A 19,067-nucleotide genomic window follows, 5' to 3' on the forward strand; every position below is an offset into this window, starting at 1 on the left:
TTAAAGAAGCCCGCTTAGGAAACTAAGCGGGCTTTTTGCTTTTACACTTCCGTCCAGCCGCGCAGCAGGTTGTGATACATGTTCAGCAGCGACAACAGCTCTGGGCTATCACCGTGACGCGCTTTGAGGCTTTGAATATTGCGATCCAGCTCGAACAGCATGGCGCGCTGTTTATCGTCGCGCACCATCGATTGAATCCACAGGAATGAAGCGACGCGCGCACCCTGGGTAACCGGCGTGACGCAATGCAGGCTGCTCGACGGATACAGCACCAGATGGCCCGCTGGCAGTTTCACCTTGTGCTGACCATACGTGTCTTCAATCACCAACTCACCACCTTGGTAGCTTTCAGGTTCGCTGAGGAACAGCGTGGCGGAGAGATCGGTTCGCATCCAGCCCGCCGCGCCGTTATGGCGTACCGCGCCATCGACATGAAAACCGTAGGTTTCGCCCTGCTCATAACGGTTAAACAGCGGCGTGGAAATCGATCGTGGTAATGCAGCGGAAAAGAACAGCGGGTTGTTGTTCAGCGCCTGCATCACCGCGGTTTGCAGCTGATCGTACAGTGGCGTGCGGGTATCGATCTGCTGATTGTTTTTCACCGTCGCGCCCTGGCTGCCGACCGTCGCCCTTCCGTCGATCCATTCGGCCTGTTGCAGCAGCGTGCTAAAACTCGCTACCTCTTCCGGCGTCAGTACAGCAGGAATGTGATACATCATCGCGTTGTTCTCTCAAAAATTGTGGGGCGCGCACGCCCCACGACGTTAACTTAGAAATGCACGTTTGCCGTCAGTAGGAAAGTCCGTGGCTCGCCTGGATGGTAGCGATAACCGCTCTTATTGATTGACGCAACATAGTTGGTATCAAACAGGTTGTACACGTTGAGCTGCAGATCGAGGTTGTTGTTCACCTTGTAGCCCAATTTGGCATCGGCGACCCAATAACCTTCGGTGTGATCCGGCGTACCGACCGCACCATCGCTGCCGCGACGCAGGCTGCCCACATAACGCGCACCGGCACCGACTGAAATCGCATCGGTTGCCTGATAGTTGGTCCACAATGTAAAGGCGTGCTTCGGCGTGTAAGCCAGCGCAGAAGATCCATCCTGCGATACGCTTTCCCCTTCGGTCACTGACGCATGCTGCAGGGTATAGCCGGCGATCACTTCCCAATCTGGCGTGATGTTGCCAGTGGCTGAGAGCTCATAACCTTCCACACGTTTTTTACCGGCTTGCGAATAGGTGCCGTCGTCATTAGCGGTGACTTCATTTTCAATATCGGTACGGAACAGCGCTGCATTCAGCAATAGACGTTTATCCAGCACCTGCCATTTGGTGCCCACTTCGCTGGACTTGGCTTTCTGCGGTTTGAAGTCAGTGCGGTTGGCGCTGTTGCCGGTGCCGCCCGCGGCCAGTGCAAAGCTGCTGCCACCTGGCGGTTGCTGAGAAATGGCATAGTTAACATAGACGTTGCCCTGCTCGGTCAGACGATAAAGCGCACCGGCTTTCCAGTTCACCAGATTGCCCGATTTTGCGGTATCCACGGTGGTAACCGGCGTATTGCGCGGCACGCCAGCTGGGCACGTCAACGCACCGCGTCCGGTGCCGCCACAGGCGGTCGCGCTGTCATACTCGGTGTGATAGTTATCGAGACGAATGCCGCCGTTCAGCTCAAAACTTTTGGTAATGGCGAGCGTATCAAAGGCGTAAATGCCTGCGGTATCGGTTTGCCCGTTAGCATTGGCACCATTCCTGTCCAATCCACCCACCGAAATGCTGCTGATAGGATGGTAAATATTAACCGATGGCGGCGTGATCGCATTGACGCCGTAGTTGGTTTGATTTTCACGCGTAAACTCCACGCCCGCGCTGACATCGTGCCCAACCGAACCGGTATAAAACTTCGAGGTGATGTTGGTCTGGTTGGAAAGAATGCGGTTGCTGGTGTCTTTGGTGTTCGCCAGGCGCGACCAGCTCCAGCTATTCACATCGTTCGGGTTTGGCGCAGTGATATTGGTGGCGCCGCCCATCACCGCCGTCAGCAGATATTCCTGCTTCACGCGTGACCAACGCGTGGTGTTGCGGATGGTGGTGCTGTCGTTGATATCGTGCTCGAAGCGTATGGTGGCGCTGTCGGTGGTCGATTTATCAAAGTCAGAATCGGTGCCGTAATAGTTACTGGTCGCGACTTTGCCAGAATTGTTCAGTGCCGATGTCGCCGCATTCGGCGCCGAATAGCCCGGCAGGCCAATGGTTGGAATGCCGCCATCGGGCGTATTGTTTTGATGCACATGCAGATAGTTGAGGTACAAGCGCGTTGCAGTATCCAGACCCAACGCCAGCGATGGCGCAACGCCATAACGCTCGTTCTGCACGTTATCACGCGCCGCATCGTGCGTTTTCTCACCCATCAGATTGAGGCGGAACGCGGCGTTGTCGTTGATCGCCTGGTTGTAATCCAGCGTGCCGCGACGCATCCACGCGCTGCCAACGCTGACTGAGGCGTCGAGCCCGGTATCGAGGCGCGGCTGTTTGCTGATCATATTAATCGAACCTGACGGCGCGCTGCGTCCGTAATCGGTGCCCGATGGCCCTTTAATCACTTCAACCTGCTGAGTGTTGAAGGTATCGCGCGTCACGCTGCCAATATCGCGAATACCATCAACGTAAATGCTGTTGGAGGTGTCGATGCCGCGCATATACACCGCATCACCGGTTGAGGAACTGCCGTTTTCCCCCGCATAGAACGCGCCCACGCCCGGCACGTTTTTCAGTGCGTCGGTAAGATTGGTCACGCCTTGATCTTTAATCACCTGATCCGGAATCACCGTCATGGTGCGGGTGGTATCCACCAGCGGACGATTGAATTTCGGATCGGCAGATGCGTTGGGGGCATACAGCGATGGCGTATGCGCTTCAACCACTAAGGTATCGTCAGATTTTTTGTTGGCATTTTCTGCCGCTAATGCGGCAGCAGGAGAAATACCAATGCAAAGCCCGGTGAACAAGGTCAGGGAATTGAAGCTGCCAAACGGCAGGTTGCGATTTTTATCCATTTTTAAGGGAGTGAGTTTCTTGTAATGATTGATGCGCACATCACATCAGCGGATGGCCTGGCGCAGAAGCATTCCGGCGGCAAGGCGTTGAGCTGGCGTGACACCTAAATGATAACGCCAATGGTTATCATTTACTTTTCTATCTTACACGCACGCCGCGAGTTAGGAATACATTTCTTTACGAGAAAATTACGGAATCAAGACAATTGATAGAGAGTGTGAAAATCTGATGAATTTTTTTGAACGAAGGGTCAAATTTCAGGCATAAAAAACCCGCTGGCTAGAGCGGGTTCTTTATTCAACAGCGCACAGCTCATTCCAGTAGCTGTAGCGGATGACATGGTGCAGGCGCTCATCTCTCATAGTAACGATACACCGAAGGATGGAACTCAACACCGTACAGCTGGCTGATGGGAATCAGCAGGTCGATATGATTACTGAGATCGAATTCGCGCTCTTCTGCGGGTCCAGTCTCGCCATTGATCAGTTGGTTAAACCACTGCTGCAAGAGGTGTTTCATTGTCAGCTTCTCCACAAATGATTGACGCTGACAGTAAACCGTATTCTCTCCTATAACCAAACCGATTAGTTGTGCGCTTCTTTGCCAATTAATGCATATACGTAGAGCCCACAATGGGCACCAGCCAATGCCCTATCCCCTGCTCTTCGCCATCATCTTGCGGTAATTGTTCAGCCATTTGCCGCTGTTGAGTCGCCACCAGAAAAATACGCCGCGCACCGTCCAGTCGAGGAACATGCCGAGCCACACGCCTATCACGCCCATTCCCAACACAATCCCAAGGAAATAACCTGCTACGACGCGGGCGCCCCACATGCTAAACATGGACACATACATGGTGTAACGCGCATCGCGCGCGCCTTTCAGGCTGGCGGGCAGTACCCATGAAGCGGTCCAGATAGGCATAAAGGCGGCATTCAGCCAAATCAAATGCTTGGTAACTGAAATGACTTCCGGATCGCGGCTGTAAAACTGTGCGAGTGTTCCGGCGAGCGGCACGGTGATCAGCGCCAGCGAACACAATCCAATCATCGCCAGCCAGAACACGTGTTTGATTTGGCGTTCAGCCTGCATCACCTGATTCAGTCCCAACCTGCGGCCGGTAATAATGGTCGACGCCGATCCCAGCGCGTTACCCGGCAGGTTAATCAGCGAAGCAATCGAGAAGGCGATAAAGTTACCGGCGATCTCATTGGTACCCATGCCAGCTACAAAAATCTGCGTGAGCAGCTTACCGCCGTTAAACAGTACCGATTCAATACTGGCGGGCACGCCAATGCCCAACACTTCCATCAGAATATTGCGATCCCAGCGCCGGAAATAGCTGGCGATGGAGATTTTCAGGGCTGGCGTAATGCCGCGATACAGCACATAAATCGCCGCCGCCGCACCGATGTAGCGCGAAATGGTCAAGCCCAATCCGGCACCAACAAAGCCCAGCCCTTCCCAACCGAGGCAGCCGTAAATCAGCACGCTACTGATCACGATGTTGAGAATGTTCATGCCGCCGTTGATCAGCATCGGGATTTTAGTATTGCCCGCGCCACGCAGCGCGCCGCTGCCAATCAGCGCAATTGCCGCTGCGGGATAGCTCCACGCCGAGGTTTGCAGATAGCTCAGCGCCAGCTCTTTCACTTTGGGATCGGCGCTGCCGGCAATCACATCAATGATCAGATGCCCCCAAAACTCGATGGCGATCACCAGCACAAACGCCAGCGCGGTCATCAATCCCAGCGACTGTCTGGTGGCGGCTCGCGCCCGTTTGCCGTTGCGTTTCGCCAGGCTGAACGCCACCACCACCGTGGTGCCGAGATCGATGGCGGCAAAGAAGGAGATGATCACCATGTTGAAGCTGTCGGCCAAACCGACGCCCGCCATCGCTTCTTTACCCAGCCAGCTCACTAAAAAGGTACTGAGGACGCCCATCAGCATCACGCAGAGGTTTTCGATAAAGATGGGCACGGCTAATGGGGTGATTTCTCGCCAGAACAACGTACGGTAAGCGCGGCGCTTGGGATACCACGCCGTGTTTCTGACCGCCCGCATCACTGCTACGCCAGGATTTTGCAAGGGATTACCAAATCACTTTGGAGAGGAAGAAGAGTAATAATGATGATAGGCCACTGAGAATTATGCAAAGTGTTTCCCCTCACCATTTAATCATTATTACAAACTTTTTGTCGCCACCACCGCAGGATCGGCTGCGCCGCCCAAATAGGCGCTGCGCACGTCGTCATTATTGAGCAGCTCTGCGCCGCTGCCGCTCAGGCGAATCTCACCGTTCACCATCACATAGCCGCGATCGGCTAGCTGCAATGCATGGCGGGCATTCTGCTCCACCAGAAACAGCGTCATGCCTTGCTGGGTCAACTCGCGCAGAATGCCAAAGATCTGCTTCACCACAATCGGCGCGAGGCCAAGACTGGGTTCGTCGAGCAGCAACAGCTTAGGTCGACTCATCAGCGCGCGGGCAATCGCCAGCATCTGCTGCTCGCCGCCCGAGAGCGTCATGGCGCGCTGCTTACGCCGCTCCAGCAGGCGCGGAAACAGCTGATACATGCGATCTTTGTCCTGTTTAACAAAACGTTCGCCGATAGCGATGGTGCCCATCAGCAGGTTCTCTTCCACCGTCATATCAGGGAAGATGCGTCGTCCTTCCGGGGCCTGCGCAATGCCGCTGGCGGCGATGAAGTGCGTCGAACGCTGGCTGATCGCTTCGCCGCGCAAGCGGATCTCGCCGCTGGCAATGCGCGGCTGACCAAAGATCGACATCAGCAGCGTGGATTTTCCCGCGCCGTTAGCGCCGATCAGCGCCACGGTTTCGCCCTGATTCACCGTCAACGAAACCTGTTTCAACGCCTGCAAAGGACCGTAAAACACATCGACTTGCTCAAAAGCCAGCATCGGTTCAGCCATGATCGCTCTCCTCTTCTGCGCCGAGATAGGCGGCAATCACTTTGGGATCGTGACGAATTTGCTGCGGCGTGCCCTGGGCAATCACATCGCCATGATCGAGCACTACGATGTGATCGGAAATGCGCATCACCATTGGCATGTCGTGTTCAATCAGCAACACGCTGATGCGATGGTCGGCGCGCAGACGATGCAAAATCGCGCTCAACGCCTCCGTTTCCACCGGATTCAGCCCAGCCGCCGGTTCATCCAGACAAATCAGTTCCGGTCGCGTACACATGGCGCGCGCGATCTCCAGCCGCCGTTGCTGACCGTAAGAGAGCGTGCCCGCCAGGCGGTTGGCGCTGGCGACCAAATCGACGTTTTCCAGCCAGTAAAAAGCGCGATCCAGCGCGCGATTTTCTGCTTCGCGGTAGCCGCGCGTGTTCAGCACGCCCGCCAGCAGCTGACGATTGACCTGCATATGCTGTGCCACCAGCAGATTCTCAATCACCGACATTTCGCGGAACAGCCGGATATTTTGAAAGGTACGCGCCAGCCCGGCGCGGTTCACCAAATGCGCGCCGCCAAACATCTTGTACCAGAGCCGCGAGCCGAGCCGTGTAGGATTGATCCAGTCACCTGCGTGAATTTTTTGCCCCAGCACCTGAATCACATCGGTGCTGCACTGATTGGCGTTGAGCACAATGCGTCCGCCGCTGGCGCGATAAAAACCGGTCAGGCAGTTGAACACCGTGGTTTTACCTGCGCCGTTAGGACCAATTAATGAGGTCACCGAACCGCGCTCCACCGCAAGGCTGACGTCATTCAGCGCCTTGATGCCGCCAAAGCGCATCATCAGGTTGTCCACTTGCAGGATGGCATCACTCATGGCGCACTCCTTTTCGCAGTGGCACGCCAACGCGTGCGGTGCGCACCAGCCCACGTGGCCGCCAGATCATCATCAGCACCATTAGCATGCCGAACAGCAGCACGCGGTATTCGGCAAAGCTGCGCAGCAGTTCCGGTGCCACCGTCAGCACAAACGCTGCTAGCACCACGCCGAGCGTCGATCCCATACCACCGAGCACCACAATGGCGAGAATCAGCGCCGACTCAAAAAAGGTAAACGAGGTGGGATTAACGAAGCCCTGATAGCTGGCAAAAAACACCCCGGCGATGCCCGCCGTTGACGCGCCCAACATAAAGGCTGAAAGCTTAACCAACACATGGTTAAGCCCCATCGCGCGGCAGGCAATCTCATCTTCACGCAGCGCTTCCCAGGCGCGGCCAATCGGCATACGCGTCAGGCGATGCTTGATCCACAGCACCAGCAACACCACCAGAACCAGCACAACATAGATAAAGATAAATTTCATATTCGGGTTGTAAGTGACGTGCAGAAACTCGTGATACGGCACGCCGCCATCGCGCGCGCGGCGGGCAAACTCGAGGCCAAAGAAGGTCGGCGACGGCACGGAAACCCCGTTCGGGCCGCCGGTAAAGGCGACCCAATTGGTCAGCACCAGACGAATGATTTCACCGAAGCCGAGCGTAACGATCGCCAGATAATCGCCGTGCATGCGCAGCACCGGGAACCCGAGCAGCGCGCCAGCAAAAGCTGCCAGCAGCGCCGCCAGCGGCAGCATGCTCCAGAAACCCAATCCGAGATATTGATAGCCAAGCGCCAGGCCGTACGCTCCGATGGCATAAAAAGCCACGTAGCCGAGATCAAGTAATCCGGCGAGCCCAACCACAATATTCAAGCCCAACCCGAGCAGCACATAAATCAGGCCGAGAATCGCCACCGTCAGCAGATATTTACTGGAGAGAAACGGAAAGGCCAGCGCCACGATCAGCAGCAGCGGCAATATCCAGCGCAAACGCGAACGATAGCCAGGCTCGCGCACGTAAACCCCGTCATCGCTGCTGGTAAACTTGCGCATGATGCGCTGACCAACAGGCGCGTGCAGAAACAAACTGAACAGCAAACGCCCCGCCATCACCACCGCCACCAGCAGCGCCACGCGCTGTGGCGTCAGTTTGAAGCTGTAACCGTCGAGCACCACGCCAACAATCGGACCAAATACCACCAGCGCTACTAACCCCGCCAGCAGCGTATCGAGCAGCGCCTGGCGCACAGGATTTTGCGTCATTGCATTCATCGGGGCTTCCTCACACTTTAGCGACCAGCGGACGTCCCAGCAGTCCTTGCGGGCGGAAGATCAAAATCACCACCAGCAGCGAAAACGAGAACACATCTTTGTAGTCAGAATTCACCATCCCGGCGAACTGCGCTTCCGCGACGCCCAGCAATAATCCTCCAAGCATCGCGCCCGGCAGCGAACCGATGCCGCCGAGCACCGCAGCGGTGAACGCTTTGATGCCAATGATAAATCCGGCGTAAAAATCAAAGGTGCCGTAATTCATGGTCACCAGCACGCCGGCCAATCCCGCCATCGCCGCACCAATCACAAACACCAGCGAGATAACGCGATCGGTATTGATACCGAGAATGGAAGCCATGCGTCGATCCTGCTGCACTGCACGGCAAATACGCCCGAGTTTGGTGTACTGGATAATCCAGGTCAGCAGCGCCATGCCGCAAAACGCCGCGATCAGGATGAAGATTTTGGTCCAGGTGATTTGCACCACGCCGCCATCAAATTCCATGCGCAACACGCCGGTCAGCAACGTCGGAATGCCCTGCTGATTTGGCCCCTGACTGAGCTGCACATAGTTCTGCAAAATCAGTGACATGCCGATCGCTGAAATCAGCGGCGCAAGGCGCGTCGAATTGCGCAGCGGTCGATAGGCGATGCGCTCAATCGCCCAGCCGTAAGCCGAGGTAACGATAATGGTGAAGATTAAGGTGCCGAATATCAGTAGCGGGAAGGAGTGAATGCCAAAAAAGCTGAGTAGCGATAAGCCAATGGCACACAGATAGGCGGAGATCATATACACCTCGCCGTGGGCGAAGTTGATCATGCCGATAATGCCGTAAACCATGGTGTAGCCGATGGCGATCAGGCCATACACGGCACCGAGCGTTAAACCGTTGATCAGCTGCTGTAAGAAAAAGGCGTCCATAATGTCGTCTCGTACTCAATGGGAGCGCACACCTCGCGCGCAATCGCGAATGGCCCCGCACTGCGCGGGGCCGCGTGGCACATTACAGCTGGTGATACTTGCCTTTGTCGTCCCATTGATACACGACGTAATCCGACACCTTGAGATCGCCTTTACTGTCCCAGCCTTTTTTGCCCATGACGGTATCGACGCTGTTGGCTTTCAGCCAGTCGCTGGCCTTGGCGTTGTCTTTACCGGCTGCTTTGTAAGCGGCGGCCAGCGTCTGCACGGAGGCGTAGGCATACAGGGTGTAACCTTCTGGCTCAAATCCGCTGGCGCGGAATTTGTCGATAACCGCTTTGCCATCGGCGATAGTGCGCGGATCGTTGCCGAAGGTCATGTAGACGCCTTTGGTATATTGCGGGCCGCCTGCTGCCGTCACCATCTCTTCCGTCACAATGCAGTCGCCGGAGAAGAAAGCCGCATTAACGCCCTGCTCACGCATCTGGCGCACCAGCGGACCGGCTTCCGGATGACAGCCGCCGAAATAGACCACGTCCGGTTTCAGCGCGCCGATCTTGGTTACCAGCGCATTGAAATCTTTCTCGCCGCGCGACAATCCTTCATACAGCACTTCTTTTACGCCGCGCTTCTCAAGTGAGGCTTTGGTGGCATCCGCCAAACCCTGGCCGTAAGTGTCTTTGTCATGAATGATGACCACTTTCTTCGCTTTCAGCTTGTCGATGATGTAATCCGCGGCGATGGCGCCTTGCTGGTCATCACGCCCACACATGCGAAATAGAGTTTTCATGCCGCGTTCGGTAATTTTTGGGTTGGTGGATCCGGGCGTGATCGCTAAAACGCCGGCCTCATCATAGACTTCCGAAGCGGGCATGGTGGATGAGGAGCAGAAGTGGCCGACCACCGCCATCACTTTATCCTGATCGACCAATCGGTTAGCGACGGATACCGCCTGCTTCGGTTCACACGCGTCGTCGCCCTGCACCAGCACGATTTTCTCGCCGTTGATGCCGCCTGCCGCATTGATATCCTCCGCGGCCTGGCTTGCGCCTTTCCAGTATTGCGCGCCGTACGTCGCATTAGGCCCTGAGAACGGACCCGCCACACCAATTTTAATATCTGCCTGAGCGTAAAAGGCCACGCTTAAACAACCTGCAATCGCCACCTTCATTGGGTGTTTTATGAATTTCAAAGACATGCTTTCAATCCTCAACGGGTCAGGAACGGAGCCATACCACGGCCTGGGAGAAATCAATTTCTGAAACTTCGGCAGAACAGAGTGCGGCCTCCAACACCTGAAGAGTCGCCATTTATGGCAACCTGCTTTAAGAACCGGATGGATTCATTAAGGCCACGGTTGAAAACTAAGCAATAAGCTCGCCAATACCGCGAAGGTGGACGATTTATTACTCGGGCATCGCTCCAGAACAGGAGACACGCGATGTAACATCCCTGCTGATCATAAACATAGCCGCGGTTACGCCACGCACCAGCACCGTGATGGTGCAGAATGCGGTCGATCACAGATTCTTCATCGTAGCGAAGGGTTTATCCGCTATGCTCTGGTGAAAACGGTCCATGTTTCTGAAGGAGAACCCATGAATACACAACGGAACGGATTGAGCAGCCAGCAAGCGCTGGACGAACTAGAACGCCTGTACGATGCAGCCGTTGACGCGCTGCGCAACGCCATTCGCGATTTCACTGCCACCGGACAGTTGCCGGATGAGGCCGCGCGTCAGCAAGGGCTGTTTGTTTATCCGCAGCTGCGCATCACCTGGCTGGGTGAAGGTCCGCAGCAAAATCGCACCCGCGCGTGGGGACGTTTTACCCATACCGGCAGCTACAGCACCACCATCACGCGCCCGGCGCTGCTGCGGCACTATCTCAGCGAGCAGCTGCAGATGCTGGAGAAGGAGTACGACGTGCTGATTGAGGTCGCGCCTTCACAGCAGGAAATTCCTTATCCTTATGTGATTGACGGCTTGTCACTGGACCGCTCAATGAGCGCCAGCATCGCACGCCATTTCCCCACCACCGAACTGTCGCAAATCGGTGATGAAACCGCCGACGGCCTGTTCCACGCCAATGCGATTTTCCCGCTGTCGCACTTTGACGCCCTGCGCACCGATTTCTCACTGGCACGCCTGCGCCACTACACCGGCACGAGCGTAGAGCACTTTCAGCCGTTCGTGCTGTTTACCAACTACACGCGCTACGTCGATGAGTTCGTGCGCTGGGCGATTGAGCAGGTGCAGGATCCCACCACGCCTTACGACAGCCTGGCCTGCGCCGGTGAAGTGGTGATCACCGCCGATACGCAAGACCCGACGGCGATGATGTCCGATCTGGCGTGGAAGAAGCACCAAATGCCGGCATGGCACCTGACTTCACCGAATCGTCGCGGCATTACGCTGGTGAACATCGGCGTGGGCCCATCCAATGCCAAAACCATCTGTGACCACCTGGCGGTGATTCGTCCGCACGCCTGGCTGATGATTGGCCACTGCGGTGGACTGCGCGAAAGCCAGACCATCGGCGACTATGTGCTGGCGCATGCCTACCTGCGCGACGACCACGTACTGGATAGCGTACTGCCGCCAGATATCCCAATCCCGAGCATCGCCGAAGTGCAGCGCGCACTGTATAACGCCACCAAAGCGGTCAGCGGCATGCCCGGCGAAGAAGTTAAACAGCGCCTGCGCACCGGCACCGTGGTCACCACCGATGACCGTAACTGGGAGCTGCGCTACTCCGCTTCGGCGCTGCGCTTCAACCTGAGCCGCGCCGTAGCGGTTGATATGGAGAGCGCCACCATCGCCGCGCAGGGTTATCGCTTCCGCGTGCCTTACGGCACCTTGCTATGCGTATCCGATAAACCGCTGCATGGCGAGATCAAGCTACCGGGCCAGGCAAACCGCTTCTATGAGGGCGCAATCTCCGAGCACCTGCAGATTGGCATCTGCGCGGTAGAACTGCTGCGAGCTGAAGGCGACAAGCTGCATTCGAGGAAGCTGAGAACCTTCAACGAGCCGCCGTTTAGGTAATCATGATGAGTTCCGGCCCATGAAGGGCCGGAACCGTGCAGTAAAGCGCGTCATGACATTTTCAAAACGATATTCTGCACAAACCACGCCAGCACCAGAAGGCCGGTCGGTATCATGATTTTCCAGGTGATGCTGTTGTTGAAGGCAGATATTTTATCTTCCAGCTGATTGAATCTCTGATCAACTCTGTCGAACTTCTCATCAATCCTTTCAAACTTCTCATCAATTTTTTCGAACTTCTCATCTATCTTTCCAAACTTCTCATCTATCTTTTCGAACTTTTTATCGAATTTGTCTTCCATCCGCTCAAACTTTTTATCGAGACGTTGTTCAAGCGCCCCCAGCTCGCCCATAATCTCCACACGCATCACGCCCTGCTCGGCTCTGACCTTTTCGATATCCGCTTTAGTCGCAAAATGCTCTGAACGCGCGGTTAGCACAGCAACATCCATCTGAATCTGCTGCGTGGTTTTTTCCAGCTCTTCAACGCGTTTGGTGAGTTGTTCCATTTGATGATCTCCTTTGTTACCAACGTCAAAAATAAGCGGTGGGAACACTCGAGTTGTATTGCTAATGGGGTAATCCATCACCGAATCCTCTTCCATCGCGCAGCTCAATCTTTCCACCACACTGTTAGTGAAACAGATTTGCGCAGCGTTAACATTCCACGATCCCGCCATTCACAGCACATTTTTTGCGGGCAGGTTCAAATAACACGCACAGCCTGGGCTGTTTTGAGAGGGAAGGAAAGTGAGCATCAAAAAGGATTGCGAAATGTCACGCAGAAAATAAACGAAGGGATGCAACAGCAGACACGGAAGCCCGAGCGGGCTTCCGTTAAGTAACATTTACGCGCTCAGCCAGCCCAGTTTGATAACAAACAGTATCGACAGAATGATCAGCGCCGGGTTGACCTCTTTAGTGCGGCCGCTCAGCAGTTTCACCACCGTCCAGGTGATGAAACCGAACGCAATACCGTTGGCGATCGAGTAGGTCAGCGGCATGGTCAGCGCGGTCACGGTTACCGGCGCGGCGGTGGTGATATCTTTCCAGTCAATATCCGCCAGGCCAGACGCCATCAGCACCGCCACAAACAGCAGCGCTGGCGCGGTGGCATAAACCGGTACGCTGCCCGCCAGCGGCGAGAAGAACAGGCTCAGCAGAAACAGAATCGCCACCACAATCGCCGTCAGGCCGGTGCGGCCACCGGCGCTGACGCCGGCAGCAGATTCCACATAGCTGGTGGTGGTTGAAGTACCAAGCAGCGAGCCGAACAGCGCGGCGGCGCTATCTGCGATCAACGCACGGCCCATTTTCGGCACGTTGCCCTGCTCATCCGCCAGACCAGCGCGCTTGGTCACACCCAGCAAGGTGCCCGTGTTATCGAACACGTCCACGAACAGGAAGGCGAAGATTACGCTCACCAAACCGACGTTAAAGGCACCGGCGATATCCAGCTGCATAAAGGTTGGCGCGATAGAGGGCGGAGCGGAGAACACGCCACCAAACGGCGTCAGGCCAATGCCCATAGAAATGAAGGTCACCACCAGAATGCCGATCAGCACCGCACCGGTAACGCGACGCGCTTCCAGCACCACAATGATGAAGAAGCCGAGCAGCGCCAGCAGCGGACCCGGTTTGGTCAGGTCGCCCAGGCCAACCAGCGTTGCTGGGTTATCCACCACGATACCCGCGCCTTCCAGCGCGATAATCGCCAGGAACAGACCGATACCGGCACCAATACCGGCACGCAGCGGCAGCGGAATACTGTTAATAATCCACTCACGGATTTTGAAAAGCGACATGGCAAAGAAGATCACCGCCGACAAGAACACCGCGCCCAGCGCGACTTGCCAGGTGTAACCCATATGCAGCACCACGGTATAGGTGAAGAAGGCGTTGAGGCCCATGCCCGGTGCAAGTGCAATCGGATAGTTAGCGATCAGGCCCATTAACACACAGCCAATCGCCGCCGCCAGACAGGTCGCCACGAAGACCGCACCTTTATCCATGCCGGTTGCGCCGAGAATGCTCGGGTTAACAAACAGGATGTAAGCCATTGCCAGGAAGGTGGTGATACCCGCAATGATTTCGGTGCGAACCGTGGTGTTGTGCGCTTTTAGTTTGAAGAGTTTTTCTAACATCATCATCTCTCATGAGCGGAGACGGCACGAATGCGCGCGCTCCTTGCCAATGTGGTTTACATGCTTATTGTTGTTTTGAAAGCGAAGCAAACTGGACAACAGGTTGTGAAACCTTGCGCTTTCCCCTGTCCATATAGCAATAGCTATGCCACTCCCCTACGCAATCGATTACGTTTTCATTTGCGGCTGCGGCTAAGATTATTCTGAACCAGAATGAGGCGCGATTATGGTGCATTGCACCAGCGCCGCGCAATCGTTTTCCTAACTGACGATGGTTTGGCAAAAAGAGTGCGGCACTGCACGCTTCCGCACTCTGCCAGGCGATGGCGCTCACGTTTCTGTTGCCTTAATCAGCAGGTAAAAAACATCGGGTTACACTGCTTTTAACCCTTTCGTAACAAAAGAGGCGCATCCATGAAGCCCGCGATTCTGGTGGTCGATGATGATCGTGCAGTGTGCGAATTGCTGCACGATGTGTTGAATGAACATGTATTTACCGTTTATTGCTGCCATCAGGGTAAAGATGCGCTAGCCCTGCTCACGCTACACCCGGAAATTTCACTGGTGATGCTGGATATGATGCTGCCAGACACCAACGGCTTGCTGGTGCTGCAACAGATGCAGCGGCAGCGTCCCGATCTGCTGGTGATCATGTTGACCGGCATGGGTTCGGAAGCGGATATGGTGGTGGGGCTGGAGATGGGCGCGGATGATTACATCGCTAAACCGTTCAATCCGCGCGTGGTAGTGGCTCGGGCACGCGCGGCGCTGCGACGCTGCGGACGGCTGGCGCAGCCGGAAGCGTTAGCGGATGAAGGTTGGCAATTTAACGGCTGGCGCCTTGACGATGCGCGCTGCCAGCTGTTCAATCCACAACGCGAAAGCGTGCCGCTAACGCAAGGTGAATACACGCTGCTGCGCGCGCTGGTGGCGCATGCGCGCAAAGTATTAACCCGCGATCAGCTGCTCGAACTGACGCACAGCGAAAGCCTTGAGGTGTTTGATCGCACTATTGATGTGCTGATTATGCGGCTGCGACGCAAGATAGAAATCAATCCGCATCAACCGAGCCTGATCCGCACCATTCGCGGTCTCGGCTATGTTTTCTCCGCCGACGTGATGCGCCCGGCCTCTTCGGCGCGCGAAACGCAAATCGCCTGATCCATCCAGCGCTGCATCTCGGCTAATGGCCGCGTGCCGTCCAGCGCGTTGGCGGCATGCAGATTAAAACAGGCGCAGGTGTGCGCCAGCTTCAGCGTTTCCGTCAGCGACCAGTCTTCATGGCTGGCATAGAGCACACCGGCGCAAAACGCATCGCCTGCCCCCACGCTGCCAACGATCTCTTCTGGCGCTAAGCACCACGCCGGTTGCCAGCGCCCTTCGCCGTCCGCTTGCTGGCCCCACGCGCCTTCGGGTGCGTGGATCACCACGCGCTGACGTACGCCTTGCTGCATTAGCCAGGTCGCCGCTTCGGCAAACGCAGTCGGTGCGGCAAGCCCGTGCGGCGTGCGCAAACTGATGCCGGTGAGTGATTGCGCCTCCAGTTCGTTGATCACCAGATAATCGAGCCAGCGCAGCGCAGGCACCACCAGCGGTCGATATTCGCCCACGCGCGACACCAAATCGAGGGAGGTGAGATAGCCACGCTGCTGCATCTGCGCCAGCAGCCGTGCGCTGCGCGTGCCGTATTGATCGTCCGGCACATCAAGGCTATCCAGCAGCAGTAAATACCCGAGATGGAAGATGCGATGGGACGTGAAGACGTCGGCGAAGTGCGCCAGATCGAGCTTGCCATTGGCGCCGCGCGCATGGAAGAAGGTGCGCTGGCCATCCGGCGTGGTCATCACCTGCGTCATCGCCGTATTGATGCTTGCGATGCGCTGCACAAACTGGCGGTCAATGTGATGATCGTCCAGCAGTTGCAGAATGTAGTCGCCGTCGCTGTCCTCGCCTACGATGCCGACGCCCGCCAGCGGCAGATTCAGCTGCATGCGCGCCAGCGTAAACAGTACGTTGAGCGCCGCGCCGCCGCTGCACTTCTCGCTGTGCTGAATCTCGGTTAGCCAACCTTGTTCCGGCCAATGGCTGATGCGCTGCACGTGATCCACCAGCATGCTGCCGGCACCGATGATTCCGTTACGCACCATGCGGTTATGCCCTCCCGGCGCTGCCGAATACCTGCATCTGCTGCGCCACCACGTTGGCGATGTCGCGCTCTACCGCCATCAACAACTCAGCAAAGGCGTCGTAGCGCGCATCGCGTTGGCCGATCTGCGCTTCAATCGCCCCGAGCGCCGCCTGCGACATGCCGGTATAGAAATTGATTTTGTTGATGCCAAGGCTGACGGCGCGGCGGAAATCCGCGTCGCTAATGCCGGAACCGCCATGCAGCACCAGCGGAATGCCGGCCGTCGCGCGAATCGCTGCCAGCCGGTCGAAGTCGAGTTTGGGTTCGCCTTTGTATTTGCCGTGCGCATTGCCAATCGCCACCGCCAGGCAATCAATGCCGGTGGAGTGCACAAAATCAGCGGCCTGCGCCGGATCGGTAAATTTATCGCTATCGGCCTCGCCAAACAGCGCACCGCCTTCATCGCCGCCCACCGCACCGAGTTCAGCCTCCACCGACACGCCGAGCGCGTGACACATCTTCACCACCTCGCGCGTCTGGCGCACGTTCTCCTCGTAGCTGAGCGTCGATCCATCGAACATGACCGAGGTGAAGCCAAGGCGAATCGCCTGCATCACCGCCTCAAAATGCAGGCCATGATCGAGATGCAGCACCACCGGAATAGCGTGCAGCGCCGCTTCGGTACGCACCGCGGCGACCAAATGCTCGAGGCTGACATACTTAAAATGCACTTCAGCGATGCTGATAATAAACGGCGAGCGCTGCCGCTCAGCGGCCTGATAGAGCGCGCGCAGGAAATGGGTGTCGAGGACGTTAAACGCGCCAAGCGCGTAGCCGTTCTGTTGCGCATGGGCCAAACCCTGCGCCAGTGAAATCAGTGCCATATCAGGCTCCTTTAGGCCAGCCAGCGGTGATATTCGTTACACAGCAGCCAGCGCGGTGCTTCATCTTCATCCAGCGGATTGAAGCGCGCCAGCGGCGTGAGAAACACATTGTCATGTTCGTCGTCATTGGGCATCGAGACTTCACCCACCAGCACATCGCCGTAGCCCTCTTCGCCCCAAAAGCTGTGCCAGATGCCCGGCAACAAGGTAACGCTTTCGCCCGGCGATAAACGCAGCTGCGAACCGGCGGCGTGGGTTTGGCGGATGCCATCGAGTGTGACGTTAACCGCCGTATCAGCCAGCTGATTGCCCACACGGTTATGCAGCGTGACGATCAGATTGCCGCCGCCGCGATTGATAATGTCTTCCATCTTTTGCGGGTGATAATGCAGCGGCGTGACCTGCCCTTCGCGCACATGCATGATTTTTTCGGCATAAGGTTTGGCCCACGGCTGGCCACCCCGCGAACCGTTGCGCAGTGTGAACAGGGTTAAACCGGTTTGATTGAAATCGTCAGCGCCGAAGCTGGTGACATCCCAGCCAAGATGCAGCGCCAGCAGTTCATCGGCGTCATGTTTATCGAGCGCGCGCCACTGGCTGAGGCCGTAATCGGCCCACGGCGGCAGATGCACATCCTGACGCATAAAGAATTCGCGGGTGCGTTGTAGGATCGCATTCACTTCTGAGCGTTGCATCTTCACCTCCTTTCCACGCTGGCCCTCACCCCAGCCTTCTCCCGCAAGCAGGAGAGGGCGCTGTTTGTCCCCTCTCCCATTTATGGGAGAGGGTTAGGGTGAGGGACAGCGGCTGCTTACTTCACCGTCCAGCCCTTATAGCTGCTGACGCTGTTACGATCGATCATCGTCACCGGAATCAGCACCGGCTTATCTGGCGCGGGCTTGCCCTGCAGGATGTCATAGCCGATCTCCACCGCTTTCGCCGCCATCACCTGCGGGTCCTGCGCTGGCGTGGCCACGAACAGCGAGCCTTTGCGTTTCAGCGCCTCTTCACCGTCTGGCGATCCATCGACGCCGACAATAAAGAACTCATTGCGCTGAGCCTGTTTCGCCGCCAGATCGGCACCAATTGCCGTTGGGTCGTTAATCGCGAACACTGCATCGATCTTCGGATTGGCCGACAGCAGGCCGGTCATCACTTCGAGGCCACCTTCGCGGCTGCCTTTGGCGTTCTGGTTGTAGGAGAGCAGCTTGATGTCCGGATGGGTTTTCAGCTCGGTCATGCAGCCTTCGACACGGTTCTGCACCGCAGAAACCGGCGGTCCATTGATGATCACCACGTTGCCTTTGGCCTTCAGACGGTCGGAGATGTATTTACACGCCATGGCGCCAGCAGCGGTGTTATCGGAGGTGATAGTGGCGTTAGCGCCGTCTGCCGCCACGTCGACCGCCACCACCACAATCCCGGCATCACGCGCACGTTTTACCGCGGGCGCGATACCTTTGGAATCGGCGGCGTTAAGGATGATCATGTCAACTTTAGCGGCAATGAAGTTGTCAATCTGCCCCACCTGCTGGCCGAGATCGTAGCCGCTGGAGACCAGCGTCACGTTGACCTTGTCGCCCGCCAGTTCACGCGCTTTCAGCTCGGCACCTTTGGTGATCTGCACAAAGAACGGGTTGGCGAGATCGCCGACGGTCACACCAATGGATTTCAGCTCTTTGGCCTGCACCAATGGCGCGCTCAGAAGCGTAGCCGCCAGCAGTCCGGTTAGAATCGGATTAAAACGCATAGTCGATGTTCTCCTGCTTTTTGGTTTTTATGATTAGTGCTCGCTGTCCCCCTCCTCG

General features: G+C 56.6%; 18 protein-coding genes. 2 read left to right on the forward strand and 16 right to left on the reverse strand.

The genetic code is table 11. From position 1 onward, the window contains the following. Positions 1-41: 41 nt before the first annotated feature. From ybiX to MWH02_RS21755, 9 genes are all read right to left on the reverse strand, one after another. Positions 42-719, reverse strand: a complete 678-nt coding sequence (gene ybiX, locus MWH02_RS21715) for a PKHD-type hydroxylase YbiX (protein ID WP_222182793.1) — start codon at positions 717-719, stop codon at positions 42-44. Between the two features lie 50 nt (positions 720-769). Further along, a complete protein-coding gene (locus tag MWH02_RS21720; protein WP_271461442.1) occupies positions 770-3,055 on the reverse strand; it encodes a catecholate siderophore receptor Fiu in 2,286 nt (761 codons plus the stop codon). A 352-nt stretch (positions 3,056-3,407) separates the two neighbouring features. Beyond that, positions 3,408-3,575, reverse strand: coding sequence for a hypothetical protein (locus MWH02_RS21725; RefSeq protein ID WP_167391193.1), 168 nt, complete (start codon positions 3,573-3,575; stop codon positions 3,408-3,410). Positions 3,576-3,707: 132 nt separating this feature from the next. Further along, the gene (locus tag MWH02_RS21730; protein WP_137386053.1) at positions 3,708-5,120 is read right to left on the reverse strand and encodes an EmmdR/YeeO family multidrug/toxin efflux MATE transporter; all 1,413 of its coding nucleotides are present in this window, start codon (positions 5,118-5,120) and stop codon (positions 3,708-3,710) included. A 120-nt stretch (positions 5,121-5,240) separates the two neighbouring features. Further along, positions 5,241-5,990 carry an ABC transporter ATP-binding protein gene (locus MWH02_RS21735; RefSeq protein WP_101762798.1) on the reverse strand — a complete coding sequence of 250 codons (750 nt, stop codon included), beginning with the start codon at positions 5,988-5,990 and terminating at the stop codon, positions 5,241-5,243. After that, the gene (locus MWH02_RS21740; protein ID WP_271461443.1) at positions 5,983-6,858 is read right to left on the reverse strand and encodes an ABC transporter ATP-binding protein; all 876 of its coding nucleotides are present in this window, start codon (positions 6,856-6,858) and stop codon (positions 5,983-5,985) included. Before MWH02_RS21740 ends, MWH02_RS21735 begins: the two co-directional genes overlap by 8 nt. After that, the gene (gene livM, locus MWH02_RS21745) at positions 6,851-8,131 is read right to left on the reverse strand and encodes a high-affinity branched-chain amino acid ABC transporter permease LivM (protein ID WP_271461444.1); all 1,281 of its coding nucleotides are present in this window, start codon (positions 8,129-8,131) and stop codon (positions 6,851-6,853) included. Before livM ends, MWH02_RS21740 begins: the two co-directional genes overlap by 8 nt. Positions 8,132-8,141: 10 nt before the next feature. Beyond that, complete coding sequence (locus tag MWH02_RS21750) at positions 8,142-9,056, reverse strand: ABC transporter permease subunit (RefSeq protein ID WP_008105462.1); 915 nt, start codon at positions 9,054-9,056, stop codon at positions 8,142-8,144. Positions 9,057-9,138: 82 nt separating this feature from the next. Then, positions 9,139-10,254 (reverse strand): branched-chain amino acid ABC transporter substrate-binding protein, encoded by a 1,116-nt coding sequence (locus tag MWH02_RS21755; RefSeq protein ID WP_101762802.1) that lies wholly within the window; start codon positions 10,252-10,254, stop codon positions 9,139-9,141. A 400-nt stretch (positions 10,255-10,654) separates the two neighbouring features. On the opposite strand from MWH02_RS21755, the gene MWH02_RS21760 reads away from it, so the two are divergent. Further along, complete coding sequence (locus MWH02_RS21760; protein WP_271461445.1) at positions 10,655-12,103, forward strand: AMP nucleosidase; 1,449 nt, start codon at positions 10,655-10,657, stop codon at positions 12,101-12,103. Between the two features lie 50 nt (positions 12,104-12,153). On the opposite strand, the gene MWH02_RS21765 is transcribed toward MWH02_RS21760, so the two are convergent. The 3 genes from MWH02_RS21765 to MWH02_RS21775 form a co-directional block, all read right to left on the reverse strand. After that, positions 12,154-12,690, reverse strand: coding sequence for a DUF4164 family protein (locus MWH02_RS21765; RefSeq protein WP_271461446.1), 537 nt, complete (start codon positions 12,688-12,690; stop codon positions 12,154-12,156). 261 nt (positions 12,691-12,951) lie between these two features. After that, positions 12,952-14,250, reverse strand: coding sequence for an NCS2 family permease (locus MWH02_RS21770; protein ID WP_008105472.1), 1,299 nt, complete (start codon positions 14,248-14,250; stop codon positions 12,952-12,954). A 61-nt stretch (positions 14,251-14,311) separates the two neighbouring features. Continuing rightward, positions 14,312-14,581, reverse strand: coding sequence for a hypothetical protein (locus MWH02_RS21775; protein WP_271461447.1), 270 nt, complete (start codon positions 14,579-14,581; stop codon positions 14,312-14,314). Positions 14,582-14,661: 80 nt separating this feature from the next. Between MWH02_RS21775 and MWH02_RS21780 the strand changes: the two genes are divergently transcribed. Then, positions 14,662-15,408: a response regulator gene (locus tag MWH02_RS21780; RefSeq protein ID WP_101762804.1), complete on the forward strand. Its 747-nt coding sequence runs from the start codon at positions 14,662-14,664 to the stop codon at positions 15,406-15,408. On the opposite strand, the gene MWH02_RS21785 is transcribed toward MWH02_RS21780, so the two are convergent. The 4 genes from MWH02_RS21785 to MWH02_RS21800 all read right to left on the reverse strand — a co-directional run bounded on the left by MWH02_RS21785 (position 15,345) and on the right by MWH02_RS21800 (position 19,009). Beyond that, a complete protein-coding gene (locus tag MWH02_RS21785; RefSeq protein WP_271461448.1) occupies positions 15,345-16,394 on the reverse strand; it encodes a carbohydrate kinase family protein in 1,050 nt (349 codons plus the stop codon). The two genes, MWH02_RS21780 and MWH02_RS21785, sit on opposite strands and share 64 nt — an antisense overlap. Positions 16,395-16,398: 4 nt before the next feature. After that, complete coding sequence (locus tag MWH02_RS21790) at positions 16,399-17,259, reverse strand: ketose 1,6-bisphosphate aldolase (protein WP_271461449.1); 861 nt, start codon at positions 17,257-17,259, stop codon at positions 16,399-16,401. Positions 17,260-17,270: 11 nt separating this feature from the next. Beyond that, on the reverse strand, positions 17,271-17,954 hold the full coding sequence (locus MWH02_RS21795) for a D-lyxose/D-mannose isomerase (RefSeq protein WP_137386060.1): 684 nt from the start codon (positions 17,952-17,954) through the stop codon (positions 17,271-17,273). 116 nt (positions 17,955-18,070) lie between these two features. Further along, positions 18,071-19,009 (reverse strand): ABC transporter substrate-binding protein, encoded by a 939-nt coding sequence (locus MWH02_RS21800; RefSeq protein WP_101762808.1) that lies wholly within the window; start codon positions 19,007-19,009, stop codon positions 18,071-18,073. Between the last annotated feature and the right edge of the window lie 58 nt (positions 19,010-19,067).

This window comes from Pantoea leporis (genome assembly GCF_028048155.1).
GTDB classification, from domain to species: domain Bacteria; phylum Pseudomonadota; class Gammaproteobacteria; order Enterobacterales; family Enterobacteriaceae; genus Pantoea; species Pantoea leporis.